General features: G+C 68.5%; 19 protein-coding genes. 11 read left to right on the top strand and 8 right to left on the bottom strand.

What is annotated here, in order from left to right; genetic code table 11:
* Positions 1 to 52: 52 nt before the first annotated feature.
* The 4 genes from ABL312_RS04605 to ABL312_RS04590 form a co-directional block, all read right to left on the bottom strand.
* Entirely contained in the window at positions 53 to 706 is a 654-nt protein-coding gene (locus tag ABL312_RS04605) for a sarcosine oxidase subunit gamma family protein (RefSeq protein WP_349360200.1), read from the bottom strand.
* A 207-nt stretch (positions 707 to 913) separates the two neighbouring features.
* Complete coding sequence (locus tag ABL312_RS04600) at positions 914 to 2,245, bottom strand: FAD-dependent oxidoreductase (protein ID WP_349360199.1); 1,332 nt, start codon at positions 2,243 to 2,245, stop codon at positions 914 to 916.
* A gap of 152 nt (positions 2,246 to 2,397) precedes the next feature.
* Positions 2,398 to 4,641, bottom strand: a complete 2,244-nt coding sequence (locus ABL312_RS04595) for a molybdopterin cofactor-binding domain-containing protein (RefSeq protein ID WP_349360198.1) — start codon at positions 4,639 to 4,641, stop codon at positions 2,398 to 2,400.
* A 4-nt stretch (positions 4,642 to 4,645) separates the two neighbouring features.
* Entirely contained in the window at positions 4,646 to 5,104 is a 459-nt protein-coding gene (locus tag ABL312_RS04590) for a (2Fe-2S)-binding protein (RefSeq protein WP_349360197.1), read from the bottom strand.
* 133 nt (positions 5,105 to 5,237) lie between these two features.
* Here ABL312_RS04590 and ABL312_RS04585 point away from each other — a divergent pair, with 133 nt between their 5' ends.
* Together ABL312_RS04585 and ABL312_RS04580 are read left to right on the top strand one after the other, a co-directional pair.
* Positions 5,238 to 6,245 carry a LysR family transcriptional regulator gene (locus ABL312_RS04585; protein ID WP_349360196.1) on the top strand — a complete coding sequence of 336 codons (1,008 nt, stop codon included), beginning with the start codon at positions 5,238 to 5,240 and terminating at the stop codon, positions 6,243 to 6,245.
* Between the two features lie 439 nt (positions 6,246 to 6,684).
* Entirely contained in the window at positions 6,685 to 7,242 is a 558-nt protein-coding gene (locus ABL312_RS04580; protein ID WP_349360195.1) for a DUF2335 domain-containing protein, read from the top strand.
* A 21-nt stretch (positions 7,243 to 7,263) separates the two neighbouring features.
* On the opposite strand, the gene ABL312_RS04575 is transcribed toward ABL312_RS04580, so the two are convergent.
* Entirely contained in the window at positions 7,264 to 8,679 is a 1,416-nt protein-coding gene (locus tag ABL312_RS04575; protein ID WP_349360194.1) for a short-chain fatty acyl-CoA regulator family protein, read from the bottom strand.
* 377 nt (positions 8,680 to 9,056) lie between these two features.
* On the opposite strand from ABL312_RS04575, the gene ABL312_RS04570 reads away from it, so the two are divergent.
* The 5 genes from ABL312_RS04570 to scpA all read left to right on the top strand — a co-directional run bounded on the left by ABL312_RS04570 (position 9,057) and on the right by scpA (position 15,426).
* Positions 9,057 to 10,589 (top strand): acyl-CoA carboxylase subunit beta, encoded by a 1,533-nt coding sequence (locus ABL312_RS04570; protein WP_349360193.1) that lies wholly within the window; start codon positions 9,057 to 9,059, stop codon positions 10,587 to 10,589.
* Positions 10,590 to 10,599: 10 nt separating this feature from the next.
* On the top strand, positions 10,600 to 10,836 hold the full coding sequence (locus ABL312_RS04565; protein WP_349360192.1) for a DUF4160 domain-containing protein: 237 nt from the start codon (positions 10,600 to 10,602) through the stop codon (positions 10,834 to 10,836).
* Positions 10,817 to 11,101 (top strand): DUF2442 domain-containing protein, encoded by a 285-nt coding sequence (locus ABL312_RS04560; protein WP_349360191.1) that lies wholly within the window; start codon positions 10,817 to 10,819, stop codon positions 11,099 to 11,101. The genes ABL312_RS04565 and ABL312_RS04560 overlap by 20 nt, the downstream gene beginning before the upstream one ends.
* A 162-nt stretch (positions 11,102 to 11,263) precedes the next feature.
* The gene (locus ABL312_RS04555) at positions 11,264 to 13,267 is read left to right on the top strand and encodes an acetyl/propionyl/methylcrotonyl-CoA carboxylase subunit alpha (protein ID WP_349360190.1); all 2,004 of its coding nucleotides are present in this window, start codon (positions 11,264 to 11,266) and stop codon (positions 13,265 to 13,267) included.
* Between the two features lie 11 nt (positions 13,268 to 13,278).
* On the top strand, positions 13,279 to 15,426 hold the full coding sequence (gene scpA, locus ABL312_RS04550; RefSeq protein WP_349360189.1) for a methylmalonyl-CoA mutase: 2,148 nt from the start codon (positions 13,279 to 13,281) through the stop codon (positions 15,424 to 15,426).
* Positions 15,427 to 15,519: 93 nt separating this feature from the next.
* Here the strand turns inward: scpA and ABL312_RS04545 are convergent, their stop codons facing one another.
* Entirely contained in the window at positions 15,520 to 16,104 is a 585-nt protein-coding gene (locus ABL312_RS04545) for a hypothetical protein (RefSeq protein ID WP_349360188.1), read from the bottom strand.
* A 94-nt stretch (positions 16,105 to 16,198) separates the two neighbouring features.
* Entirely contained in the window at positions 16,199 to 16,807 is a 609-nt protein-coding gene (locus ABL312_RS04540; protein ID WP_349360187.1) for a hypothetical protein, read from the bottom strand.
* A gap of 244 nt (positions 16,808 to 17,051) precedes the next feature.
* Between ABL312_RS04540 and ABL312_RS04535 the strand changes: the two genes are divergently transcribed.
* The 3 genes from ABL312_RS04535 (at position 17,052) to ABL312_RS04525 (ending at position 20,922) form a co-directional block, all read left to right on the top strand.
* On the top strand, positions 17,052 to 17,537 hold the full coding sequence (locus tag ABL312_RS04535) for an Lrp/AsnC family transcriptional regulator (protein ID WP_349360186.1): 486 nt from the start codon (positions 17,052 to 17,054) through the stop codon (positions 17,535 to 17,537).
* Positions 17,538 to 17,719: 182 nt separating this feature from the next.
* Entirely contained in the window at positions 17,720 to 18,853 is a 1,134-nt protein-coding gene (locus ABL312_RS04530) for a saccharopine dehydrogenase NADP-binding domain-containing protein (RefSeq protein ID WP_349360185.1), read from the top strand.
* A 200-nt stretch (positions 18,854 to 19,053) separates the two neighbouring features.
* Positions 19,054 to 20,922, top strand: coding sequence for a potassium/proton antiporter (locus ABL312_RS04525; protein ID WP_349360184.1), 1,869 nt, complete (start codon positions 19,054 to 19,056; stop codon positions 20,920 to 20,922).
* A gap of 35 nt (positions 20,923 to 20,957) precedes the next feature.
* Here ABL312_RS04525 and ABL312_RS04520 read toward each other — a convergent pair whose 3' ends face one another.
* On the bottom strand, positions 20,958 to 21,950 hold the full coding sequence (locus tag ABL312_RS04520; protein ID WP_349360183.1) for a ChaN family lipoprotein: 993 nt from the start codon (positions 21,948 to 21,950) through the stop codon (positions 20,958 to 20,960).
* Between the two features lie 241 nt (positions 21,951 to 22,191).
* Between ABL312_RS04520 and ABL312_RS04515 the strand changes: the two genes are divergently transcribed.
* The gene (locus tag ABL312_RS04515) at positions 22,192 to 23,874 is read left to right on the top strand and encodes a hypothetical protein (protein WP_349360182.1); all 1,683 of its coding nucleotides are present in this window, start codon (positions 22,192 to 22,194) and stop codon (positions 23,872 to 23,874) included.
* Positions 23,875 to 23,898 lie beyond the last annotated feature (24 nt).

Genomic DNA, 23,898 nt, shown 5'->3' with positions numbered 1-23,898 from the left:
GCCTGCAGCGGCGCGTCGCACGGTCAGGGGACGGCCCCGGGCATGGCCCCATTTATGGACCCAGCCCCTGGTCGCGCGGCGCGCCGACGAGGGCTGTCCCCTCGCCGACCTCGTAGCCGTGCTCGAAGCTCGCATCGAGCAGCCAGTCCCAGACGGTCTGCGCCAGGCTTGCCGACACGATCACATCGAATTCCTCCGCCGCGCGGCGCAGGATGACGACCGGAACATGGTCGATGACGGCCTGGGCGAGCGATCCGGGCGGGAAGGCGCGCGGGTCGAAGTCGATGGCGACCGCCTTGTTGAGCACCTCCGGAGCCACCGCGCCGGTGAGCCGCACGCCGCGCCGCGCGGAACCGAGATCCACCACGGCGGCCTCTTCGCTGTCGAAGGCCTGCGCCAGCCGCTCCGCGTCGGCCGCGTCGTCCGACAGCCAGAGGAAGCGGCCGAAGGCGAGCCAGCCGAGCAACGCGCCCTCGCCTTGCGCGAAGCGGCCCGGTCGGCCGGGCGGATCGGCGGCCAACAGATCCGCGAGCTTCTCGGCCACGCCCTGCAAGCGATTCGGCCAGGACCCGATTTCCAGAACGGCGCCGACCGTGAGGTCGGTGAGGTGAAGGGCGGGGTCTTGGCCGGGGTCCGGGGCGCCGCCGCGCGACCCCGGTGGTGGCGGCGCCCAGCGCGGTTCTCCGGCAGGGTGCGCGTCAGACATGCATGCGGCTCCCATCGCGATCGACAACAAGATCGACCGCCGGCAGCGGCGCGGACGCGCGCCGGAAGCGCCGCCCGCCCGGGGCGGGTGCGTCTGCGACGGTCATGCCCCCAGACTCGCCCTGCGGCCCGCATCGGTCAAGGGGCGCGACCTGCGGGCGGTGGCCGCACCGCCCAGTCGTGGCGCAGCCCGGTCACGCGGCCCGGCCTACGGCACCTCGAACACGGGCAAGGGCAGATGCGGCCCCTGCGCGCCGATGACGGACGGGGCCGCGATCTCGACCGATCCTCCGCCGCAGGCCGCGACCGCCGCCATGCCGGCGGCATGTCCGCTCGCGAGGGACGCCGCGAGATCGAACGCCCCGGCCGCGGCGCCGCAAACCCGCCAGTGCTCACCCGTTTTGCCCGCCCCGAGCGGGCGCGGCGTCCAGCCGCCGGAGACCAGCAGGCAGTCGCAGGACGGACGCATGGCGTTGCGGCCCAGGTGTCCGGAGGCCGGGTCGAATCCCCGGATCTCGACCCCGGCCAGCGCCCGGCGTCCGCGCGTCGCGGCGACAACGGCGCCGGCTTCCAGACGCAGGCCGCGCGCGGCCAGTCCGGCTGCCAGGGCCGCATCGATCCGCGGGCGCATGTCGACCACGGCCTTGATCGACACGCCCATATCCGCGAGCGCGCAGGCCGTCGCCGCGCCGCCGTCGGTGTTGGCGAAAACGACGACCGACCGCCCCGCCGCGACGCCATACCGGCGCGCAAGGGCAAGGCCGGTCGCGGCGCGCATGACGCCGGGCCCGTCGTGCGCGGGAAAGACGTGCCCGGGAAAGACGAGCGGGCGTTCGCGCGCGCCGGTCGCGATCACCGTCCGGCGGGCGCGGATCGTCCAGAGGCGGCGCCGAAGTACTTGCGGGAATAGCCCGCCGGTCCTCCGCTCCACCGCACACCAGACACCGTCTTCCTCTGGGTCCTCGACGGTCGTCCGCGTCATCACACGGACGTGCTCCAGCGCCGCCAGACCCGCGCCCCTGCGCGCCGCCCAGTCCGCCGGAGCAAGCCCGTCGACCGTGCCGTCATCCTCGGCCGCACGCCCGCCGACATGCGCGTTTTCGTCAAGGAGAATCACCCGCAGGCCCGCCCGCGCGGCAACGCGCGCGGCGGCAAGCCCCGCCGGCCCGCCGCCGATCACCAGCACGTCGCAGGCGGCCTCCGCCGGCTCCGGATCGCGCGACGGCGCGTCGGCAGCCATCGGAGCGCGGCCGAGCCACCGGCGGCGCGCGCCGAGCCGGATCTCGAGCCCGTCGCACAGCTCCGTCGTCGCGAGCGAGACGGTCGTCGCGCGAGGCTGCGTGCCGGGGAAGACGCACGGCAGGCGTGCGGCCTCGCCGCCCGCTTCCCCGCCCGAGACCAGAGCGTGCCCGCAGGCCAGCAGCGCGGAGGCCAGCGTATCGCCCGCGAACCCCGTTTCCGGTTGCCCGTCGACGCGAAAGGACAGCGGCCTGCCTCGGTCGATGAATCGCCCGCCCGTCCCCAGCCTGTATCCGCCCATGGTCTCTCTTTCCTGCCCTGCGTCGCGGCCCGTTCGACTATCGCCAAAGCGAACGCCCCGCAAGAAACGCGGACCATGAAAAAACCGCGCCGGCGCTTGGTCCGACGCGGTTTCATAAGGCTCCGGTCAGGAGATGCGATCTGGACGGGCGATCAGGCGAGACCGCTCTTCGCGAGCGGCAGGACACCCGGCACCTCGCCGGTCGCCGCGCGGATCGCATTGGCGACAGCCGGCCCGATCGGTGGCGTGCCGGGCTCGCCGGCCCCCGTCGGCGCGGCCTCGGAGGCCAGCACCGACACCTCGATCTCCGGCATGTCCTCCATCGTCAGCGAGCGGTAGGTGTCGAAGTTGAGCTGGTCGACACGCCCCTCGCTCAGGGTGATCTCGTCGAAAAGCACCGCGCCAAGGCCATATCCAATGCCGCCCTCCATCTGCGCCTTGACGTTGTCCGGATTGACGGCGATGCCGCAATCGACCGCGCACCAGACCTTCTCGACCTTGAAGGTGCCATCGTCGCGCCGCGACACCTCGGCGATCTCGGCGACATAGGAGTTGAAGGACTTGTGCACCGCCACGCCGCGGAAGCGCGCGCCGGCCCGGGGCCCGGACCAGCCGGCCATCTCGGCGACCTTGTCCAGCACGGCAAGCTTGCGGGCGTTGTCGGCATCCTTCTGATCGTCGCCGGTCGGCGTGGTCAGCAGCGACCGGCGGAAGGCGACCGGGTCGGCCCCGGCGGCGGCCGCCACCTTGTCGATCATCGCCTCCATCGCATAGGCCGTGTGGGTGTGGCCCACCGCGCGCCACCACAGCACCGGCACGCCGACCTTGGGCGAGTGCAGCTCGCCGCGGAAGTTGGCGACCGGATAGCTCGCGTCCTTCACGCCCTCCACGGAGGTCTCGTCGATGCCATCGTGCACGACGAAGTCCTCCATCATCGTGCCGCTCATGATCGATTGCGTCACGATGCGATGGTGCCAGGCGACGAGCTTGCCCTCGCCGTCGAGACCGGCGCGGATCTTGTGCACGCCCATCGGCCGGTAGTAGCCGCTGCGGGTGTCGTCCTCGCGGGTGTAGACCAGCTTGATCGGCTGCGCCTTGCCCCAGGCCTTGGCGATGGACGCGGCCTCGACGATGTGCTGCGCGTCCGGCGAGGTGCGCCGGCCGAAGGAGCCGCCGGCATAGAGCGTGTTGATCGTCACGTTCTGCGGCGGGATGCCGAGCACGGCGGCGGCCGTGGCCTGGTCGACCGTCTGGAACTGGGCCGGATACCACAGGGTCGCGCGCTCGCCCTCCCAGTGAATGGTGACGACCATCGGCTCCATCATGCCGTGCGCCAGATAGGGAAACTCGAAGGTCTGTTCGACCACCGTCGCCGCACCTTCAAGCGCAGCCGCCGCGTCGCCGTCGGCGCGGAAGACCGGACCGTCTTCCTCGGCAAGCGCCCTGTATTCGGCAAAAAGCGCGTCGGTGGAGCGGGTTTCGGCCGCCGTGTCGTCCCACTCGATCTCCAGAAGCCCCTGCGCCTTGATGGCCGGCCAGGTGGAGGTCGCCAGCACCGCGATGCCCTGCGGCACCTCGATCACGTCGACCACGCCCTTGACCTTGCGCGCCTCGCTCGCATCGAAGGATTTCACCTTGCCGCCGAAGGCGAGCGGGCGGGTGAGGACCGCGACCAGCATGTCGTCGCGCTGAATGTCCATGCCGTAGGTGCCCGGCGCGCCGACGGTCTTGTTCGGCACGTCGAGACGCGGAAATTCCTTGCCGATGTAGACCCACTGGTCGGGTGTCTTCAGGGTGACCTCGGAGGGCACATCCATGCGCGCCGCCGCATCGGCCAGCTCGCCGAAGGTCGCGGACGGGCCTGAAGGATGCGACACGGTGCCCGCCGTCACCGAAATCTCGGATGCCGGAACGCCCCAGCGCTCGGCCGCGGCCGCCACCAGCATGGCCCGCGCCGTGGCACCGGCGGTGCGATACTGCTCGAAGGAATTGGCGATGGCGGTGGAGCCGCCCGTGCCCTGCATGCCGAAGAAGAGGTTCTTGTATTTCTCGGCATCGGCGGGTGCGAACTCGGCGCGTACCTGTTCGGCGGCCGCATCCAGCTCATCGGCCACCAGCGTGGCAAGCCCCGTGGCGTTGCCCTGGCCCATGTCCAGATGCTTGTTGAGCACGGTGACGATCCCGTCCGGCGCGATGCGCACGAAGGGGGTGAACATCTCTCCGGCCTCGGTCGCGCCCCCCGTTTCGGCGGCACCCGCGCCGGTCACGGGGAGTTTCAGGCCGATCATCAGACCGCCTGCGGCGCCGGCCGACATCTTGAGAAAGCTGCGGCGGCTCGGACGCGCGGGCTGAGCCGCAGGGGCCATATGGGCAAAGCGTTTCATCATATGCAGCATGGCCTCAGCCCTCCATCTTCTCGGCCGCGCGGTGGATCGCGGCGCGAATGCGGTGGTAGGTGGCACAGCGACAGAGGTTGCCGCTCATCGCCGCGTCGATGTCTTCGTCGGTCGGCTTCGGCGTGTCGCTCAGAAGGGAGGTCGCGGCCAGGATCTGCCCGGACTGGCAGTAGCCGCATTGCGGCACGTCGAGGTCGCGCCAGGCTTCCTGCACCGCCTCGGCGGCCTTGCCGTTCACCCCCTCGATGGTGGTGATGGCAACGCCCTCGACATCGCCGGCCGCCGTCTGGCAGGCGCGGATCGGCATGCCGTCCATATGCACCGTGCAGGCGCCGCAGGCGGCGATGCCGCAGCCATACTTCGTTCCGGTCATCCGCAGCTCGTCGCGCAGAACCCACAAAAGCGGCGTATCCGGGTCGACGTCGACCGCCCGCTCCTCGCCATTCACGTTCAAACGGATCATCCGTCCCTCCTGAAGCTGTCCGGGCCGACGGAAAACGCGTGCCGCCGGCCTTGCGAAATTGCGATCACGGATTAAGTGGGGCAGCATGTCGCCAGCGTCCAATTGATTTTGGGTATCCGGAGCTATTCAGCGCATGAATATCGCATCGATCGACCTGAACCTGCTGGTGGCCTTCGACGCGCTCGTCAGCGAACGCAGCGTCACCCGGGCGGCGCGGCGCATCGGCCTGTCGCAGCCGGCCATGTCGAACGCGCTCGGCCGATTGCGCGCGCTGCTCGACGACGAGCTGTTCGTGCGCTCGGGCCGGGGCATGGAGCCGACGGCCCGGGCCCGGGCGCTCGCCCAACCGGTGCGCGAGGCGCTTGCCCGCATCGAGGAGGCGCTTGCCCCCGCGCTTGCCTTCGATCCGGCCGATCTCGACCGAGTCGCGCGCCTCGCCATGACCGACAATTCCATGGCCGTGCTGCTGATCGACATGATCGAGCGGTTCCGCAAGGATGCGCCGAGGCTCGACCTGCATGTCAAGAACGCGCGCCCCTCCGGCATGACACCGATGCTGGACGACGGCGAGGTCGATCTCGCCATCGGGGTGATCGGCGATCTGGAAGGGCGACACCGCGCCGCGCCGCTCTACACGGACCGGCTCGTGGGCATCGCGCGGCGCGGCCGCTTCGGCCCCGGCGGCCCGACGCTGGAGGCCTTCTGCGCGGCCGAACACGTGCTGGTCGCCCCGCGCAACGGTCCCGGCGGGGCGATCGACGCGACCCTTGCCGCGAAAGGGCTCGGCCGGCGCGTCTTTTTGACGGTGCCGCAGTTCATCGCGGCACCCTACGCGGTCGCCAAGGCGGATCTCGTCGCCTGCCTGCCCGCGCGCATCGCGCTCGCCAAGGCGGATCTTCTGGACCTGGAGATCTTCGAACCGCCGGTGGAGATGCCCGACTTCACGGTGTCGCTGATCTGGCACCAGCGCGACGACGCCGACCCGGCGCACCAATGGCTGCGCACGACCATCGCGGAGGTCGCGGAAGAGGTCACCCGCGTCGGCGCCGATCCGCGCTGGCCGTTCTGCTGCCTGCCGCAGGGCACCGACCGCCCGTCCGAGGCTCCCGTGTGCCCCTCCGTGCCGGCCACTCCCGCCTGAGCCGCCTGAACCGCCTGAACCGCCTGAACCGCCTGAACCGCCTGAACCGCCTTCAGCGGATTGCAGCGCTTGCTTTTCAATGCCACCTTAAACATGTAAGCGTTACGCTTAATTTGAGCTGGAGCGTTTCGATACCCTGCTCTCAATCGCGGATTGTGCACGCGCCGTCACCGCGCGGTACAATTCCGTCAGATCGATTGAAGCAATCGGTGACATCTGAAGTTGGCGGGACACTGGAGCATTGAAATGTCCATGAGCCACACATCTCTCGCGAAGCGCCGGGCACGGTCCTTTCGTGCGGCTGCGCTCGGTGTCATCGGTCCCGCGCTGATGGTCGCACCGATCACCGGGGGAACCTCACTGCAGCGGGGCGAGAGCGTGACGTCTGCGTGGGACAACACGGCCAAGCTGCTCAGGCGCGCGACGCGAAAAGTCGGGCATGACATCAAAGCACCCCGATAGAGACGTCGGCACCCCGGGTGGCCGGACGACACCGCGCGCCCCGGAAGATACCCAGCCGCAGGACACCATTCGGGACATCGCCCGGGCCTCCGCCGACGATCTTCTGCGCCCGGACGAAGCCGATCGATTTGCCGAGACATTCAGCAGGCAGTTTGTGAACCGGATGATGAGCGGCGAGGCCGGATTCGGTCTTGCTACCATCGAGATGATCGAGAGACACCACGCCGGTCCGATCCCACCGGCGGAAACTCTGGCCGGGTATGAAGATGTCGTTCCCGGCGCCGCCAAGCGCGTGTTCGACATGGCCGAGCGCGATCAGGAAGCCTTTATCGAGTCGCAACGCGCCCAGCAGATCAGCGACAACAGATTTCGCCTCACCTCCTATATCGGCGGGTTCATCGCGCTCGTTCTGATCCTTGCGACGGGCTCCATACTGGCTTTCCATGGCCATGAAGCTTCATCCCTGGCCGCTTTCGGCATGGGCGCGGTGTCGATCATCGGCGTCTTCGTGAATGCCTGGAAACAGAAGAAATAGGAACACCCGCCTGAGCCGCCTTCAGCGGATTGCGTAGGGCACCAGCCCGCGCTTGTTGCTGTCGATGCTGATCGGCCGGTTGAGCGGGGGCACGGAGCGCTGCGGGCAGGTCAGGCGTTCGCAGATCCGGCAGGAGATGCCGATGGGCTCGAAGGCCGCGTCGCGAGTCACGTCCAGATCGTCGCAATAGACGATCTCGCGGGCGTGGGCGATCTCGGTGCCCAGCGCGATCGCGTAATGCAGGACGGGGCCGCTGAAGCCGCCCGACTTCTTCACGATGTGCGCGGCAAGCGAGATGTAGCGCGAGCCGTCCGGCGTTTCGGCCAATTGCCGGATGATCGTGCCATGCGCCTCGAAGGCGCGGTGCACGTTCCACAAGGGGCAGGCCGCGCCGAAGCGTGCGAATTGCAGGCGCGTCGCGCTGTGGCGCTTGGTGATGTTGCCGGCGCGGTCGACGCGGGCGAAGAAGAAGGGAATGCCCTTCAGACGCGGACGCTGAAGCGTCGACAGGCGGTGGGCGACCTGCTCCAGGCTCGCCCCGAAGCGGTCGGCGATCAGATCGAGATCGTGCCGGGTCTCCTGCGCGGTGCGCAGGAACGGCTTGTAGGGCAGCACCAGCGCGCCCGCGAAGGCGTTGGCGAGGCCGATGCGGGCGACGTGGACCGCATCCTCGGTCTGGAAATTCGCCCGCCGCAACACGTCGTCGATGATCTCGGTCGCCTCCAGCAGCGCGATCTGGTGGGCGAGTTGGAAGATGATCGTCGCCTCGGGCAGCGCCTCGTTGAGCACAAGGCGGCGGCTGCCGCCGTCATAGGTGCGGATCTGGCCGCTGTCCTCGCCAGCGCGGCGGCGTTCCACGCTGACGCCATGCGCCGCTTCCAGATGCTGGACGAGATCGCGGGCGAAGACGCGACCCGTGCCGGTGAGCCGTTCGGACAGGGCCTCCGCCGCCACGTCGAGGTCGTGGATGTAGTTGTTCTCGAAATGGAAGAAGTCGCGCACTTCCTCGTAAGGGGTCGGCCGGGCCGCCGCCTCGTTGCGCGCCAGCGTCGCGTCAAGCATGACGAGCTGCTCGCTTGTCTGGCGATAGGCCTGATGCAGCCGCACCAGCCCATGCGCCAGATCGGGCGCGTTCTGACAGACCATCTTGAAGTCCTGCAGGCCCGGCACCGCGCCGGCGAAGACCGGATCGGCGAAGACCTCCTGCAGAGCGGCCAGCAGACGGTCGTTCTCATCCACGCTGAGCGCGGAGATATCGAGGCCGAAGCGTTCGCTGAGCGACAGCAGCACCGGCGCCGAGACGGGCCGCTGATTGTTCTCCAGCTGGTTGACATAGCTGGTCGACAGGCCGAGCCTTTCGGCAAAGTCCCGCTGCGTCAGCGCCGCCTTTTCGCGCAAGGCGCGGATCTGGCGCCCGAGGAAGAGTTTTTTCATCATGACCGGGTCCTGGGCAGGGGCGGGTTGGGCGTCGCGGTGAGTTTGCAAATTCGCAAAATGTGTTTTGCAAACAGATTATATTTGCATTGCGGCTTTTTCAACACTCCCATGACGCCGCCAAACCCGGTACCTGCGGTGCCAGACCCTTGGGATGGACCCTGAGGGATCGGGGGGATCGGACGATATCGCATCTCGCCCGGACGCATCCGTCGCCCGAGCCGGGCCGAAGGGCCCGCCGCCTCCGGCGCTTTGCGGATGTATCCGCGTGCGTCCGGCGGTATCGTTGCGCGGCAAGAGCATGCGCCTCGCGCCCTCTCCCCGGTCCATTGGGCCCCGCCCCTTTGTCGCCCGTCGTACCTGATCCGAAAGGCCCGTCCATGCAGGAAATTTTGCAGGAACTGGAAAACCGCCGCGCCGCCGCGCGGCTTGGCGGCGGTCAGCGCCGCATCGACGCCCAGCATTCCAAGGGCAAGCTGACGGCGCGCGAACGCATCGACGTCTTTCTCGACGAGGGCTCCTTCGAGGAATACGACATGTTCGTCGCCCACCGCTGCATCGACTTCGGCATGGCCGGCACGCAGATGCCCGGCGACGGCGTGATCACCGGCTGGGGCACGGTCAACGGCCGTCAGGTCTATGTCTTCGCCCAGGACTTTTCCGTCTTCGGTGGTTCGGTGTCCGAGACCCACGCCCAGAAGATCTGCAAGATCATGGATATGGCCGTGCAGAACGGCGCGCCGGTGATCGGGCTGAACGATTCCGGCGGCGCCCGCATTCAGGAAGGCGTCAGCTCGCTCGCCGCCTATGGCGAGATCTTCCAGCGCAACATCCTCGCCTCCGGCGTGGTGCCGCAGATCAGCGTGATCATGGGCCCCTGCGCGGGCGGCGCGGTCTATTCGCCGGCGATGACCGACTTCATCTTCATGGTGCGCGACACCTCCTACATGTTCGTGACCGGCCCGGACGTGGTGAAGACGGTCACCAACGAGGTGGTCACGGCGGAGGAGCTCGGCGGCGCCAAGACCCACACCAGCAAGTCCTCTGTCGCCGATTGCGCCTTCGACAATGACGTGGAAACCCTCGTCGCGCTGCGCCGTTTCATGGACTTCCTGCCGTCGAACAACCGCGAAAAGCCGCCGGTGCGTCCCTTCTTCGACGATCCTGAGCGCATCGACAATTCGCTCGACACGCTCATTCCCGACAATCCGAACAAGCCCTACGACATGAAGGAGCTGATCGTGAAGGTCGCCGACGAGGGCGATTTCTTCGAGCTCCAGGAGGCGTTCGCGCCCAACATCGTCACCGGCTTCATCCGCATCGAGGGCCAGGCCGTGGGCGTCGTCGCCAACCAGCCGATGGTGCTGGCGGGCGTGCTCGACATCAACTCCTCGCGCAAGGCGGCGCGCTTCGTGCGCTTCTGCGACTGCTTCAACATCCCGATCCTGACCTTCGTCGACGTGCCGGGCTTCCTGCCGGGAACGACGCAGGAATACGGCGGCGTCATCAAGCACGGGGCGAAGCTGCTTTACGCCTATGGCGAGGCCACCGTGCCGAAGGTCACCGTGATCACCCGCAAGGCCTATGGCGGCGCCTATGTGGTCATGGCCTCCAAGCACATCCAGGGCGACGTGAACTACGCCTGGCCGACCTCCGAGGTCGCGGTGATGGGCTCCAAGGGCGCGACCGAGATCCTCTACCGTTCGGAGCTGAACGATCCGGAGAAGATCGCCGCGCGCACCAAGGAATACGAGGACCGCTTCGCCAATCCCTTCGTCGCGGCGGAACGCGGCTTCATCGACGACGTGATCATGCCGCATTCCACGCGGCGGCGCGTCGCGCGGGCCTTCGCGGCGCTGCGCAAGAAAAAGACCGAGACTCCCTGGAAGAAGCACGACAACATTCCGCTGTGAGGCAGACGCGATGCCGACGATCCTAAGATGGAAGGGGCATCGCTTTCTGTTTTACTCCAAGGAGATCGGCGAACCGCCGCATGTCCATGTCCTGAAGGACGGAAAACAAGTGAAGATCTGGCTGGCCACGCTGACCATCGCCCGGAACGTCGGCTTCGCGCCGCATGAGGTGAATGATATCTTGAAGGTGACCGCGCAACACCAGACGGCTTTCCTGGAGGCTTGGAATGACCATTTTGGACATTGACGAGAAGCAGCTTCAGGTCACGGACGTCGACGTCACCGAGACGGTCCTCATTTTCAAGATGGCCGACGGTCGCCGCATCGAAGCGCCTTTGTGGTGGTATCCACGGCTCCAGGCCGCCAGCCCGCAGGACCGCCGAAAGTGGGCAATCCTGCCTTTCGGCGATGCCGTGGGCTGGGAGGACATCGACGAGTATGTCAGCGCAAAGGCCCTGATCGTCGGAGGCCCGGCCCCCGGCGCCAAGCCCCCGGCGGAGGCGGCGGAGTGACCTTGCCGGCCACAGGCTCGATAGGCGCCGCGGCCGGCCGATTTCGCCGCCGCGGTGCGAGGCCGGCGCCTCGCGACGAAAGCCATCACGCGTGAACAGTGAACACAACGGACGTGTCGACCCGGACCGCCTGACGCGGCACTCAGACTGGAAAGACAACGAATGCTGAAGAAAATCCTGATCGCCAATCGCGGGGAAATCGCCTGTCGGGTCATCAAGACCGCGAAGAAGATGGGCATCGCCACCGTCGCCGTCTATTCCGACGCCGACCGCGACGCGCTGCATGTGAAGATGGCCGACGAGGCGATCCACATCGGCCCGCCGCCGGCCAACCAGTCCTACATCGTGCTCGACAAGATCCTCGAGGCGATCCGTGCGTCCGGCGCCGACGCGGTGCATCCGGGTTACGGCTTCCTCTCGGAGCGCGCGGATTTCGCCGAAGCGCTCGCCAAGGAAGGCGTCGCCTTCATCGGCCCGCCGGCCAAGGCCATCGAGGCGATGGGCGACAAGATCACCTCCAAGAAGCTCGCCGCCGAAGCGGGCGTCTCCACCGTGCCGGGCTACATGGGCCTGATCGCGGACGCCGACGAGGCGGTGAGGATCGCCGCCGAGATCGGCTATCCGGTGATGATCAAGGCGTCGGCCGGCGGCGGCGGCAAGGGCATGCGCATCGCCTGGAACGAGGCGGAGACGCGCGAGGGCTTCCAGTCCTCGAAGAACGAGGCGGCCAGTTCCTTCGGCGACGACCGCATCTTTATCGAGAAATTCGTCACCCAGCCGCGCCACATCGAGATCCAGGTGCTCGCCGACACGCATGGCAACACGATCTATCTCGGCGAGCGCGAATGCTCCATCCAGCGCCGGAACCAGAAGGTGATCGAGGAAGCCCCCTCGCCCTTCCTGGACGCGGCGACGCGCAAGGCGATGGGCGAGCAGGCCGTGGCGCTGGCCAAGGCCGTCGGCTACGCTTCCGCCGGCACGGTGGAGTTCATCGTCGACGGAGACAGGAACTTCTACTTCCTGGAGATGAACACGCGCCTTCAGGTGGAGCATCCGGTCACCGAGCTGATCACCGGCATCGACCTGGTCGAGCAGATGATCCGCGTCGCCGCCGGCGAAAAACTCGCGATCGCGCAAGACGACGTCAAGCTCAACGGCTGGGCCATCGAAAGCCGCCTCTACGCCGAGGATCCCTACCGCAACTTCCTGCCCTCCATCGGCCGGCTGACCCGCTATCGGCCGCCGGAGGAGGGCACGCGCGACGACGGCACCATCGTGCGCAACGACACGGGCGTCTACGAGGGCGGCGAGATCTCGATGTTCTACGACCCGATGATCGCCAAGCTGTGCACCTGGGCACCGCAGCGCATCGAGGCGATCGACGCCATGTCGGCCGCGCTCGACCGCTTCGAGGTCGAGGGCATCGGCCACAACCTGCCCTTCCTCTCCGCCGTGATGGATCATCCGCGCTTCCGCTCCGGCGCGATCACCACGGCCTTCATCGCCGAGGAATACCCCGAAGGCTTCGCCGGCGCGACGCTGGCGGACGGCGACATCGCCAATCTGGTCGCGGTGACGGCGGCCTGCAATTTCGTGTCGGAGACGCGCTCCACCCAGATCAGCGGGGCGATGGACAATCACCAGCGCGCCGTGGGCGCCGACTGGGTCATCGGGCTTGGCAAGACCGAGTATCCGGTGAGCGTCGCCGCGGTCGACGGCGCCTTCCGCGTCGACGGCCCCGGGGGCGCGAAGACCGTCGATCTCGACGGCTGGCGTCCGGGCATGCCGCTGGTGACGGCCACCGTCGACGGCACCGCACTGGCGGTCAAGGCGACGCGGACGATCCTCGGCTACCGCATGCGCATGCGCGGGGCCGATCTCGTCTTCAGTTGCCTCACGCCGCGACAGGCCGCCGCCGCCCGCCTCATGCCGGAGAAGATCCCGGCCGACACCTCGAAGATGCTGCTGTGCCCGATGCCGGGCCTCGTGGTCTCCATCGCGGTGAAGGAAGGCGACGCCGTGGAGGACGGGCAGCCGCTCGCCACCGTGGAAGCCATGAAGATGGAAAACGTGCTCAAGGCCGAGCGCAAGGGTGTCGTCAAGACCATCGCCGCGAAGCCGGGCGACAGCCTGGGCGTCGACGAACTCATCATGGAATTCGAATAGGAGCGCGAGCCATGGCCGAGACGAAGACCGTGCGCGACTGGATGGACCTGGCGTCGAAGGAGCTCAAGGGGCGCGACCCGGAGGAGCTCGTCTGGCAGACGCCGGAGGGCATTCCCGTCAAGCCGCTTTACACCGAAGCGGACCTTGAGGGCATCGATCACCTCGGCACGCTGCCTGGGTTCGAGCCCTTCCTGCGCGGACCGCGCGCGACCATGTACGCCGGCCGCCCCTGGACGATCCGGCAATATGCCGGCTTTTCCACGGCGGAAGCCTCGAACGCCTTCTACCGCAAGGCGCTCGCCGCCGGGCAGCAGGGCGTTTCGGTCGCCTTCGATCTCGCCACCCATCGCGGCTACGACAGCGATCATCCCCGCGTCGTCGGCGATGTCGGCAAGGCCGGCGTCGCCATCGACTCGGTGGAGGACATGAAGATCCTCTTCGACGGCATTCCGCTCGAGCAGATCTCGGTCTCCATGACCATGAACGGCGCCGTCATTCCCATCCTCGCCAATTTCATCGTCGCCGGCGAGGAACAGGGCGTGCCGCGCGAGAAACTCTCCGGGACCATCCAGAACGACATCCTCAAGGAGTTCATGGTCCGCAATACCTACATCTACCCGCCCGAGCCCTCGATGCGGATCATCGCCGACATCATCGAGTACACGGCGAACGAGATGCCGAAGTTCAACTCGATCTCGATCTCCGGCTATCACATGCAGGAGGCAGGGGCGACGCTGGTGCAGGAGCTGGCCTTCACGCTCGCCGACGGGCGCGAATACGTGCGCGCGGCGCTGAAGAAGGGGCTCGACGTCGACCGCTTCGCCGGTCGTCTGTCGTTCTTCTTCTGCATCGGCATGAACTTCTTCATGGAAGCGGCGAAGCTGCGCGCCGCGCGGCTCCTGTGGTCGCGCATCATGGACGAGTTCGAGCCCAAGAAACCAGGCTCCAAGATGCTGCGCACCCATTGCCAGACCTCGGGCGTGTCGCTGGCCGAGCAGGATCCCTACAACAACGTCGTGCGCACCGCCTTCGAGGCCATGTCGGCCGTGCTCGGCGGCACGCAGTCGCTGCACACCAACTCCTTCGACGAGGCCATCGCCCTTCCGACGGAGTTCTCGGCGCGCATCGCCCGTAACACGCAGCTCATCCTGCAGCACGAGACGGGCGTGACCGCCGTGGTCGATCCGCTCGCCGGTTCCTATTACGTGGAAAGCCTCACCAACGAGCTCGCCACCCGCGCCTGGGAGATCATCGAGCGGATCGAGGCGGAAGGCGGCATGACGGCCGCCGTCGACAAGGGCCTGCCCAAGCGCATGATCGAGGAGGCGGCGACCCGCCGCCAGGCGGCCATCGACAAGGGCGACGAAGTGATCGTCGGCGTCAACAAGTACCGGCTGGAGGACGAGGACGATCTCGACATCCTCGAGATCGACAACACCGCCGTGCGCCAGTCGCAGGTGCGCCGGCTGGAGAAGATCCGGGCGACACGCGATCCCGACAAGGTCGCCGAGACGCTCAAGGCGCTGGAGGAGACGGCGCGCACCGGCGAGGGCAACCTGCTCGACAAGGCGGTCGACGCCGCGCGGGCCCGTGCAACCGTCGGCGAGATCTCCGACGCCATGCGCGCCGCCTTCGGCGATCATGCCGCCACGCCGCAGGTCGTGCGCGACATCTACGCCGGGGAATACGCCGACGAGCCGGAGTATCAGACGCTGGTCACGCGTCTCACGGACCTGGCGAAGGATCTCGGCGAGACGCCGCGCGTGATGGTCGCCAAGCTCGGCCAGGACGGGCACGACCGGGGCGCCAAGGTGATCGCCTCCGCCTTCGGCGATGTCGGTTTCGAGGTGCTGGCCGGGCCGCTGTTCCAGACGCCGGAGGAAGCCGCCGACGCGGCCGTCGCGGCCAAGGTGCATGTGATCGGCGTGTCGTCGCTCGCCGCCGGCCACAAGACGCTGCTGCCGCAGCTCGTGCAGGCGCTGGAGGACAAGGGCGCCGGGCACATCATCGTCGTCACCGGCGGCGTGATCCCGCGTCAGGACTATCAGTTCCTGAAGGACGCGGGCGTCTCGGCGATCTTCGGCCCCGGCTCCAACGTGCTCGACGCCGCGCGCACCGTGCTGGATCTCATCGCCGGCCGCCGCCGCAACGTGGCGTGATCGCGCGCCGCCGCAGTGCCGTGCCCTGATCGGCCGGTCGCCCCGCGACCGGCCGTTTCGTTTTCGGCCGTCGTCTCCCCCGCGGGGTCTTGCTCAAAACACCTTGATCCGCGCCGCAATCGGCTCGCCCTTGTAGCGAACGGCGCCGATGAACTCGCCGGTTTCGACGAGTTCCAGCGTTCCGACCAGATCGACCACGTTGTAGAGCAGCTTGTCGCCCTTGATGGTCACCGCGTACCCTTCAGAGCACATAGAGTTGTAATACAGGGAAATGCAGCCCGCTTCGCGATTTCTGTAGGCGACATTGTACACGACGAGTGTCCCGTGCCGTTTGACGAATTCGCGTGCCTGGCGCCCCAGTCCCTGGTCGGAGAGCTCCAGATCGATGCGGGGCATGGCCATCAGCGCGTCGAAGGCGATCTGTTGCCGCAGGAGCGGGTCCCGCGCCGATTTCAAGCCGACGCGAATGGCATAGGAGCGCAGGATCGGATCGTCGGAGCAGGCAAGCCGGCGGTACGCGACAAGGCGATCGATCGGGTCGGCGTCCGCCTGTTCCAGCCTGTCCCTGTATTCCTTCATTTCTCCCGGTGTCAGCTGCGTTGTCGCATCACACGCCGCGACCGGCTGCGCCAGCGCGCTGCCAAGCAGAGCGACCGGAAAGATCAGGTAACGTCGCATCGTCCCTTGCCCCTTTTCCCGTTTCCCTTCGGTTTTCCGCAACGGCCGCAACTTGCGCCCGCCAATCGAGCCACTGACGGCTGGGTGCGCCCCCTCACTCGCGCCGCACCACCGTGAACACCGAAGCCCCCTGCACATCGCGCGCCACAACCGAGACCGCACAGCCGGGGAACACCTCCGTCCTCTCCGCAAGGGCAAAGCGCACCTCGAACATCAGCGCCTCTCCCCGGTACGGAAATGCCAGATCGGAATTCGTGAGAAGAATGTCCTCCCCCCGGCGCTTTGCCCGAAAGCCCCGCCAGCCGCACAAGGAAAACGCCTCGCCCGCCAGGACGCTGACCCGGCGTCCGCCCTCAAGCGCGCTCGACGGGAGCGGACCGGACCGTTCGGACGGCCCCGCCTCCCGAGGCCGCGCGCCTGCGTCCTCACGGGAGGGAACCGTCCCCGGATCGACGCCCGGTGGCGCGGCGGTTTGCTCCCCCATCCTGTCGGTCGAGGAGGTTTCACCGTTTGGCGAGGCCGGCTGCGCAATGGTCTCAGCCGCCTGGTCCGCCGGCGGCGAGCCGCGCGTTTCGTGTGTCCCCGGGGGCGGTCCGACCGACGGGGGCTGGACGATGACCGGAACGGGCGGATCCTGGAAGAAAATGGCGTTAATCCGCGTCGCGATCACATTCGCAACGATGGGCCACGTCAGCGCCGTCATGAGCGGCGCCCCGATCAGCAGGGGCCAGAGCCGACGCCAGTTCAAAGGCTCCTCCACGGTTCCGACAGACGCATCGGCCGATCCGCCCGGCTCTCAGGTTGCGTCAAATAGCGGCCGCTCACAACCCGAAATCGCGGAAGCTCCCCGGAACACGCTTTGGCACATGCGAAAGGCACACGCGGGCTATCGCGACGTGCTCACACTGCTACTATCGACAGATCGTCAGCCTCACCAACGGATCGTCATGTCCCTGTCCCGCGACACCCTCGACCGCAAGCTCATCGCGCTGTTGCAGACCAATGCGCGGATGCCGACCGCGCAGATCGCCCGACGGCTCGGCATCGCCCGCTCCACGGTGCACGAGCGCATCGCGCGGCTGGAGCGCGCGGGCGTGATCGCCGGTTACACGGCCGTGCTCGCCAAGCCCATCGAGGGCGCGCCGGTGCGCGCGCTGGTGATGCTGGCGGTGGAGCAGCAGCAGGTCCGCCAGACGCTGAAGCGGCTTGAAACCTTTCCCGAAATCCGCACCTGCCTGACGATTGCCGGCGAGTTCGACATCTTCCTCGTGGTCGAAGCCCCGCAGCTTGAGGATCTCGACGAGGCGCTCGACGACATCGCCGCCGTGCCGGGCGTGACGCGCTCGCGCTCCTCCATTGTGCTCGCCTCCAAGTTCGACCGGCAGCCGGCGCAGGCCGCGCCCGCCCTTCCGCTTGCACCCGACCCGGTGTGAGCGGGCCGGGCGCCCGGGTCCCGCCGCCTCCGATGGCCCGTCCTTGTGAGCTCCACAGCCGACATATTGCCGATTACGCCGGACAAACGTCGGGAACAGGTCCGCTTTCGACACATTGTGTCCTCCCGCCCGGACATGCTCCGGCGTAGCCTTCCCTCAGGTTTCAACTCGAGGAGGACAGCATGACCCGAAACATGCCGCAGTGGCCGGTCGTGATCGTCGGCGCGGGCAAGATCGGCCGCGCCATCGCAGCGCTCTTGCAGGACACCGGCGACTACGCCGTGACGCTCGCCGACCGCGACGCGGAGGCACTGGCGTCCGCCGCGCGCCCCGGGCTTGCCACGCGGCAGGTCGATGTCGCCGACGAGGAGGCCCTGGTCGCGGCCCTTGAGGGCACGCGCGCGGTGCTTTCCGCCGCGCCGTTCTTTCTCACCGAGACGATCGCCCGGGCCGCCAAGCGCACCGGCGCGCATTACTTCGACCTGACGGAGGATGTCGCCTCCACCCGTGCGGTGCGCGCGCTCGCCGCCGACGCGGACACGGTGTTCGCGCCGCAATGCGGGCTTGCGCCGGGCTTCGTCTCCATCGCGGGCCATGATCTCGCCCGCCGCTTCGAGGCGCTCGACACGCTGACGCTGCGCGTCGGGGCGCTGCCGCGCTATCCGACCAATGCGCTCAAGTACAATCTCACCTGGTCGACCGACGGTCTGATCAACGAATATTGCGAGCCCTGCGAGGCCATCGTCGACGGGAACCGCACGCTCGTGCAGCCGCTGGAGGGCTATGAGACCTTCTCGCTCGACGGGGTGACCTACGAGGCGTTCAACACTTCCGGCGGCCTCGGCTCGCTCGCCGACACGCTGGAGGGCGAGGTGAAGAACCTGCGCTACCTCACCACCCGCTATCCGGGGCATCGCGACATCATGCGGCTTTTGTTGCAGGACCTCGGCCTCAAGGGCCGGCGCGACCTGATGCGCGACGTTCTGGAAACGGCCGTCCCCCTCACCCGTCAGGACATGGTGCTGATCTTCCTGACCGCGAGCGGCACGCGCGAGGGGCGGCACGAACAGATGTCGGCGGTCTATCGCGTCACCGCGCGGGAGATCGCGGGCGAGACCTGGAGCGCGATCCAGACGACGACCTCCGCCGGCATCTGCGCCGCGCTCGACATGGTCCGCGCCGGGACCCTGCCGGCGGCGGGCCTGCTGCGTCAGGAGACGATCCCGCTCGACGCCTTCCTGGCGAACCGCTTCGGTCGGCTGTTCGCGCAAGAAGCCCCCGCCCCGGCCGTCACGGCACCGCAGGTCGCGGCCTGATCTCGGCCTGATCGCTTCACGGGTCCGATCGCAGGTTCGCGGCTGCGCGAGGAGCCGTGGCCCGGCGCCTCTGCAAAAAGGACGAGGCGCCGGGCGCTCCCGGGCTCGGCTATACTCGGTTGTCTGAATGATTCCCGTGCCCGGCCCGCCGGGCGCGGGGTTTCCGCCCGCTCGCAGGGGCGGGACCGGGACCGCCGCCGATGCTCGAAACCCTCAATCTCGTGATCCTGATCGCCGCCGGCCTGATCGCCGTGTCGGTGTTCACCTCCTTGATCAGCTTCCGCGTCGGCGCGCCCCTGCTGCTGGTCTTCCTGCTCGTCGGCCTCGCCGCCGGCGAGGACGGGCCCGGCGGCATCGCCTTTTCCGACACGCGCTCGGCCTATTTCATCGGCTCCATCGCGCTTGCGATCATCCTCTTCGATTCCGGGTTTCGCACCCGCTTCGCGACGTTTCGTCTGGCCGCCGCTCCGGCGCTGGTGCTTGCGACCGTCGGCGTGGCGGTCACCGCCGGCCTGGTCGGCGCGGCGGCGCATCATCTGCTCGGCTGGAGCTGGATCGAGGCGCTGCTGCTCGGCGCCATCGTCGGCTCCACCGACGCGGCCGCCGTCTTCTTCCTGCTGCGCGTCGGCGGCATTCATCTGCGCGAGATGATCTCCGCGACGCTGGAGGTGGAATCCGGCTCGAACGATCCGATGGCGATCTTTCTGACGCTGACGCTGGTCGGCCTGATCGCCAGCGGCGTGACGGATACGACCGCCCTCGAGGATGCCTCGACGCTCGGCACGGGGCTGGCGCTGCAATTCGTCCAGCAAATGGGCCTCGGGCTCGCGCTCGGGCTGGGCGGCGGCTATGCGATCGTCCAGATCGTCAACCGGGTGACGCTCGAGCCCGCGCTCTATCCCATCGTCGTGCTCGCCCTGGCGCTCGCGCTCTCGGGCGCGACCTCGCTCGTCGGCGGTTCCGGGTTTCTCGCGGTCTATGTCGCGGGGCTCGTTTGCGGCAACGTGCGCATCCGCCAGCAACCGGCGCTGAAGAACTTTCAGGGCGGCATGACCTGGCTCGGCCAGATCGGCATGTTCGTCACGCTCGGCCTGCTCGCCACGCCCTCGCAATTCGGCGAGGTCATCGTGCCGGGCCTTCTGCTGGCCTTCGTGCTGATCTTCGTCGCCCGGCCGCTCGGCGTGTGGCTCTGCCTGCTGCCCTTCGGCTTCACCCGTGCCGAGATCGCCTTCGTCTCCTGGGTGGGCCTGCGTGGCGCGGTGTCGATCCTGCTCGCCATCCTGCCGCTGATCGCGGACCTGCAGCACGCGCAGGCGATCTTCAACATCACCTTCCTGATCGTGCTCACCTCGCTGGTCCTGCAAGGCTGGACGATCCGCCCCATGGCGCGCTGGCTGAAGCTGATCGTGCCGGCGCGGCGCGGCCCCGTCGAACGCATCGAGCTCGAACTCCCCGGCGGCCACGATCACGAACTGGTCGGCTACACGGTCAATCCGGCGAGCACGGTGGCGCGCGGCGTGCGCATTCCCCGCTGGGCGCGCCCCACGCTGATCCTGCGCGGCGGACGCAGCGTGCGGCTGCAGAAGGCGGGCCGGCCGGAACCGGGCGACCTGATCTACATCCTCACCACCTCGCGGCAGGTGCCGGTGCTGGACGCGCTGTTCGCCGGCGCGGCGGAAGAGGAACACGATCCGGCGATGTATGGCGATTTTCCGCTCGATCCCCAGGCCCCGCTGTCGCAGATCGGCGCGCTCTACGGGTTTCGCGTGGACCGGCGCGACGCGGATCTGACCTTGAAGCAGGTGATGGAACGCGAGCTCGGCGACGACATCGAACCGACCGACCGGGTGCCTTACGGCGACATCGATCTCGTCGTGCGCGAGATCGACGACGATCACGGCATCACCGGGGTGGGGCTCGCGGTGGAGCATGTCGACCCGGAAGAGCCGATGCTGCCGTTCTTCTTCTCGCGCAAGGATATCGCCCGTGCGGCGAAAAGCGCCTTGCGCCGTCTGCGCATGGGCCGGGCCCGAAAGAAGGTGCGGGCCCGCCGGGCCACGCGCGAATGACCGGCGCGCCCGCTTGTCTTCCAGGTCTCGGCGCGTCAGTCGCCGCCGTCGCCAGCCGCATTGCCGAAGCGCTCCTTCAGGCCCGCGCAAGGGTCGCCGCGTTCGGCGCGCGGGGTGAACCAGACGTAGTCGTAGCGCCGGCCCGCCCCGCTCACCGCCTCGGCATAGGCGGCCGGACGGGTCGCATCGGCGCGCACCTCGACGAAGCCGACGGTCACGGTCGATGCGTCGGGCGCCAGACGGGCGAGATAGACCGGCACGCCGAAGTCGGCGCGCACGTGGCCGCTGCCGGCGATCAGGACGGCCCCGTCTGCGCCGTCGGCGGCGGAAGCGATCATCGCCTCGGCCAGACGCGCGTCGCGCAGCCGCTGGACACCGGCCATCGGCGACAGCGCCGCGCGCGGCATCAGCCCGCAGTGTCCGTCGAAGAGCACGTCGTCGAGCCGGGCCCGCGCGCCCGCGTCCAATGGTTCGTCCAGCGCGAGACGGGCAAGCGTCTCCGCGCCCAGCGCCTCCAGTCCCTGCCGGCCCACCCTGCGCCGCTCCTCGCGCGGCGTGTCGCCGGCCACGACCGGCAACCTCGCGGCCAGCGCGGACTCGAGGATCGGCCGGTACATGGCATAGTCCGGCCATCCCAGATCGGCCCAGCCGACCGCCTCGCCGAAGCGCGCGGCATCGCCCGGCGCGCTGGCGACATGCGCGTCGACGCGCTCCTGCCGGTCGCGCGGCAGCATCTCAAGGACCAGTGCCGGGATGCGCCCCTCCCCTGTCATTTCGGCGACGAGATGGGCCTGCAACAGGTGATGGTCGGGGTTGTCGTGGATCTCGCCGAGAAGAGCGAAATCGGCATCCCGCACCGCCTGCGCGACCGTCTCCGGCGGCACGAACGCCTGCGCCCGGGTCGCCCAGACCCTGCCGGCGAGCGGATGCCCCTCAGCGTCGAGCAGGAAGGCGGGCACCTGCGCGCGGGTCGGCAACGCGGTAAGCAGCATCGCGACGACCAGAAGAAACCCCCAAACCCGGATCATGACACCTCCGCATCCTATCGGTCCATACGCACCAAGATAGACCGCCCGTCCGCCACGGCGAGCCTTTTCGCCGCGACGCGTGGCGCAAGGTGCCGCGACGGGTCGTCACGCCGGCAAAGTCCGCGCGAAACCGAATTGCGCAGTTGACGACGCGGTCGCGCACGGGGCATCCCCCTGAGGCTGGCTCCTTGCGCCAGCCCCTTACGCTGACAGATGGCGGACGTGCGAGAAGGAGACAGGCTTGGCCGCAGACAAGCTGAGGCAGGTGTTCAGCCCCCGGGACGAGGCGCTTTTTCCGCTGCAGGTTCTCGCGGTGCGCGTGACACCGGGCGAGCAGGTCGCGCCGGGTGCCGTGCTGCTGACCCTGAAGACCGCGACCGGCAAGACGCTGGCGATGCGCTCGCCGCTTGCCGGTGCGATTGCCCAGATCGCCGCCGGCGCGGGCGACACGCTGGCGCGCCCGCGTGTCCTCGTCACCATCGCCGAAGATGACGCGGACGTGGTCGACGGGGAGTGGGAGGACGCACCCGAGCCCTCCCACATATCCGATGCCGGCGATGACGGCGCCGCACGGGCCGGCGACGCCACGGCGGCGCCATCCGCCGGCCGCCGCTCCTGGCGCACCCCCGTCCTCGCCGCGATTGCGGTGCTCCTGGCTCTCGGGGTCGCCTATCCGCTGGTCGGCGAGGATCTCCGGCAGGCCCTGCGCAGTTCGCCGCCGCCAAGCCGCACGAGCACGCCGGAGGTCACCGGGTCGCGCGCCGCAAGCAGCCCGGCCGCAGCCACGCCGGCCCGCTACTCCGGCCGGCTTTCGGAAGCCGCGATGCGGGCACGCGACATCGGGGACGCTGTTCTCGGCTGGCGGGACGCGCCACGCTTCGTCGGCCTCGGCGTCCTGCGCATCGAACGCGGCGAGCGAACACCGATCACCTGCGAAGCCGTGGCGATCTCCGACCGCTTCGCCGCGATCTCCACCCTGTGCTACGAGCCCGCCATCGCCGAATACGGCGACCAGGAGGACATGCGCGTCTCCTTCGAGATGCTGCGCCCCGTCGTCTCGGGCAATCGACAGGGCAACGGAGACGAGGTGCCCGGCTTCTGGCGCCTGCGCCGGCTCAACGTGAAGGCGCTCCATGTCTGGCCGGGCCGCGTCGGGGACGAGGGCACCGCCTCCATCGCGCTGGCGGAATTCGCCGATCCGGCCCCGGGGACGCTGGGTGCCTCCGGTTTCTGGCGGTTCACGGAGAAAAGCGCGCCGCCGGTTGTCACCTTTCGCGGCATCGCCCCCGACGCGCCCGCGCGCCTTCACGCGAAGGGGCTGACCTGCCGCTACTGGCTGGCGCAAGGGGCCGACGCGCCCGGCAGCGGCCCGCTGTCGCTCGACGGCGATCCGGCCTGCGGCGCGGATGTCGGCCCGCGGCGCGGGCCGATCCGGGTGCGCCATGCCAATGGCAGGATGTACTTCGCCGGGTTCTTCACCGCGCAACGGCGCACGGGCAAGATCCTGCGCCGCGCCGTGGCCTTCTCCCGCGCCGACACGCAGCTGATGCGTCTGGCCAAGGACGGGGCTGCGCTGCCGCACAATCGCATGACGGTCCGGCCGCTGCGACGGCTCGACGACGGCGCGTCGGGGCTGGGCCTGCGCTTCACCAACCCCTGCGACCGGAAGATCGCCTTTCACATCCTCGGCTCGAACACGATGTCCGGCCGGCAAAACCTGAAGGAATACACGCTGCCCGCCGGGCACGTCACGCCGGTCGAGCACCACCTCGAGCCGGCCTATTTCCACGTCGGGGTCGGTCAGGCCGGGCGCGGCCCCATCCGGGGCTCGAAGCGCGACACCTTCAAGGACCGCACGCTGCACCTCGTTCCCTTCCGGAACAAGAGCGGCATGGAGCTCCAGATCGTTGCAGCCTGCGGCTGAGCGGGACCGTCCGGCCCGCTCCGG

This window comes from Stappia sp. (assembly GCF_040110915.1).
Taxonomy (GTDB): Bacteria; Pseudomonadota; Alphaproteobacteria; order Rhizobiales; family Stappiaceae; genus Stappia.
Note: the sequence above shows the minus strand (reverse complement) of the source record. Positions and strands in the feature narration are given on the sequence as shown.

What these genes read in the sequence shown, in the direction of transcription:
- ABL312_RS04525 (WP_349360184.1), top strand. Translation starts at nt 19,054, where the DNA reads ATGCTCGAAACCCTCAATCTCGTGATCCTGATCGCCGCCGGCCTGATC.
- ABL312_RS04530 (WP_349360185.1), top strand. Translation starts at nt 17,720, where the DNA reads ATGACCCGAAACATGCCGCAGTGGCCGGTCGTGATCGTCGGCGCGGGC.
- ABL312_RS04600 (WP_349360199.1), bottom strand. Translation starts at nt 2,245, where the DNA reads ATGGGCGGATACAGGCTGGGGACGGGCGGGCGATTCATCGACCGAGGC.
- ABL312_RS04580 (WP_349360195.1), top strand. Translation starts at nt 6,685, where the DNA reads ATGACATCAAAGCACCCCGATAGAGACGTCGGCACCCCGGGTGGCCGG.
- ABL312_RS04520 (WP_349360183.1), bottom strand. Translation starts at nt 21,950, where the DNA reads ATGATCCGGGTTTGGGGGTTTCTTCTGGTCGTCGCGATGCTGCTTACC.
- ABL312_RS04575 (WP_349360194.1), bottom strand. Translation starts at nt 8,679, where the DNA reads ATGATGAAAAAACTCTTCCTCGGGCGCCAGATCCGCGCCTTGCGCGAA.
- ABL312_RS04560 (WP_349360191.1), top strand. Translation starts at nt 10,817, where the DNA reads ATGACCATTTTGGACATTGACGAGAAGCAGCTTCAGGTCACGGACGTC.
- ABL312_RS04565 (WP_349360192.1), top strand. Translation starts at nt 10,600, where the DNA reads ATGCCGACGATCCTAAGATGGAAGGGGCATCGCTTTCTGTTTTACTCC.
- ABL312_RS04595 (WP_349360198.1), bottom strand. Translation starts at nt 4,641, where the DNA reads ATGCTGCATATGATGAAACGCTTTGCCCATATGGCCCCTGCGGCTCAG.
- ABL312_RS04545 (WP_349360188.1), bottom strand. Translation starts at nt 16,104, where the DNA reads ATGCGACGTTACCTGATCTTTCCGGTCGCTCTGCTTGGCAGCGCGCTG.
- ABL312_RS04590 (WP_349360197.1), bottom strand. Translation starts at nt 5,104, where the DNA reads ATGATCCGTTTGAACGTGAATGGCGAGGAGCGGGCGGTCGACGTCGAC.
- ABL312_RS04585 (WP_349360196.1), top strand. Translation starts at nt 5,238, where the DNA reads ATGAATATCGCATCGATCGACCTGAACCTGCTGGTGGCCTTCGACGCG.
- ABL312_RS04605 (WP_349360200.1), bottom strand. Translation starts at nt 706, where the DNA reads ATGTCTGACGCGCACCCTGCCGGAGAACCGCGCTGGGCGCCGCCACCA.
- ABL312_RS04555 (WP_349360190.1), top strand. Translation starts at nt 11,264, where the DNA reads ATGCTGAAGAAAATCCTGATCGCCAATCGCGGGGAAATCGCCTGTCGG.
- ABL312_RS04535 (WP_349360186.1), top strand. Translation starts at nt 17,052, where the DNA reads ATGTCCCTGTCCCGCGACACCCTCGACCGCAAGCTCATCGCGCTGTTG.
- scpA (WP_349360189.1), top strand. Translation starts at nt 13,279, where the DNA reads ATGGCCGAGACGAAGACCGTGCGCGACTGGATGGACCTGGCGTCGAAG.
- ABL312_RS04570 (WP_349360193.1), top strand. Translation starts at nt 9,057, where the DNA reads ATGCAGGAAATTTTGCAGGAACTGGAAAACCGCCGCGCCGCCGCGCGG.
- ABL312_RS04540 (WP_349360187.1), bottom strand. Translation starts at nt 16,807, where the DNA reads ATGACGGCGCTGACGTGGCCCATCGTTGCGAATGTGATCGCGACGCGG.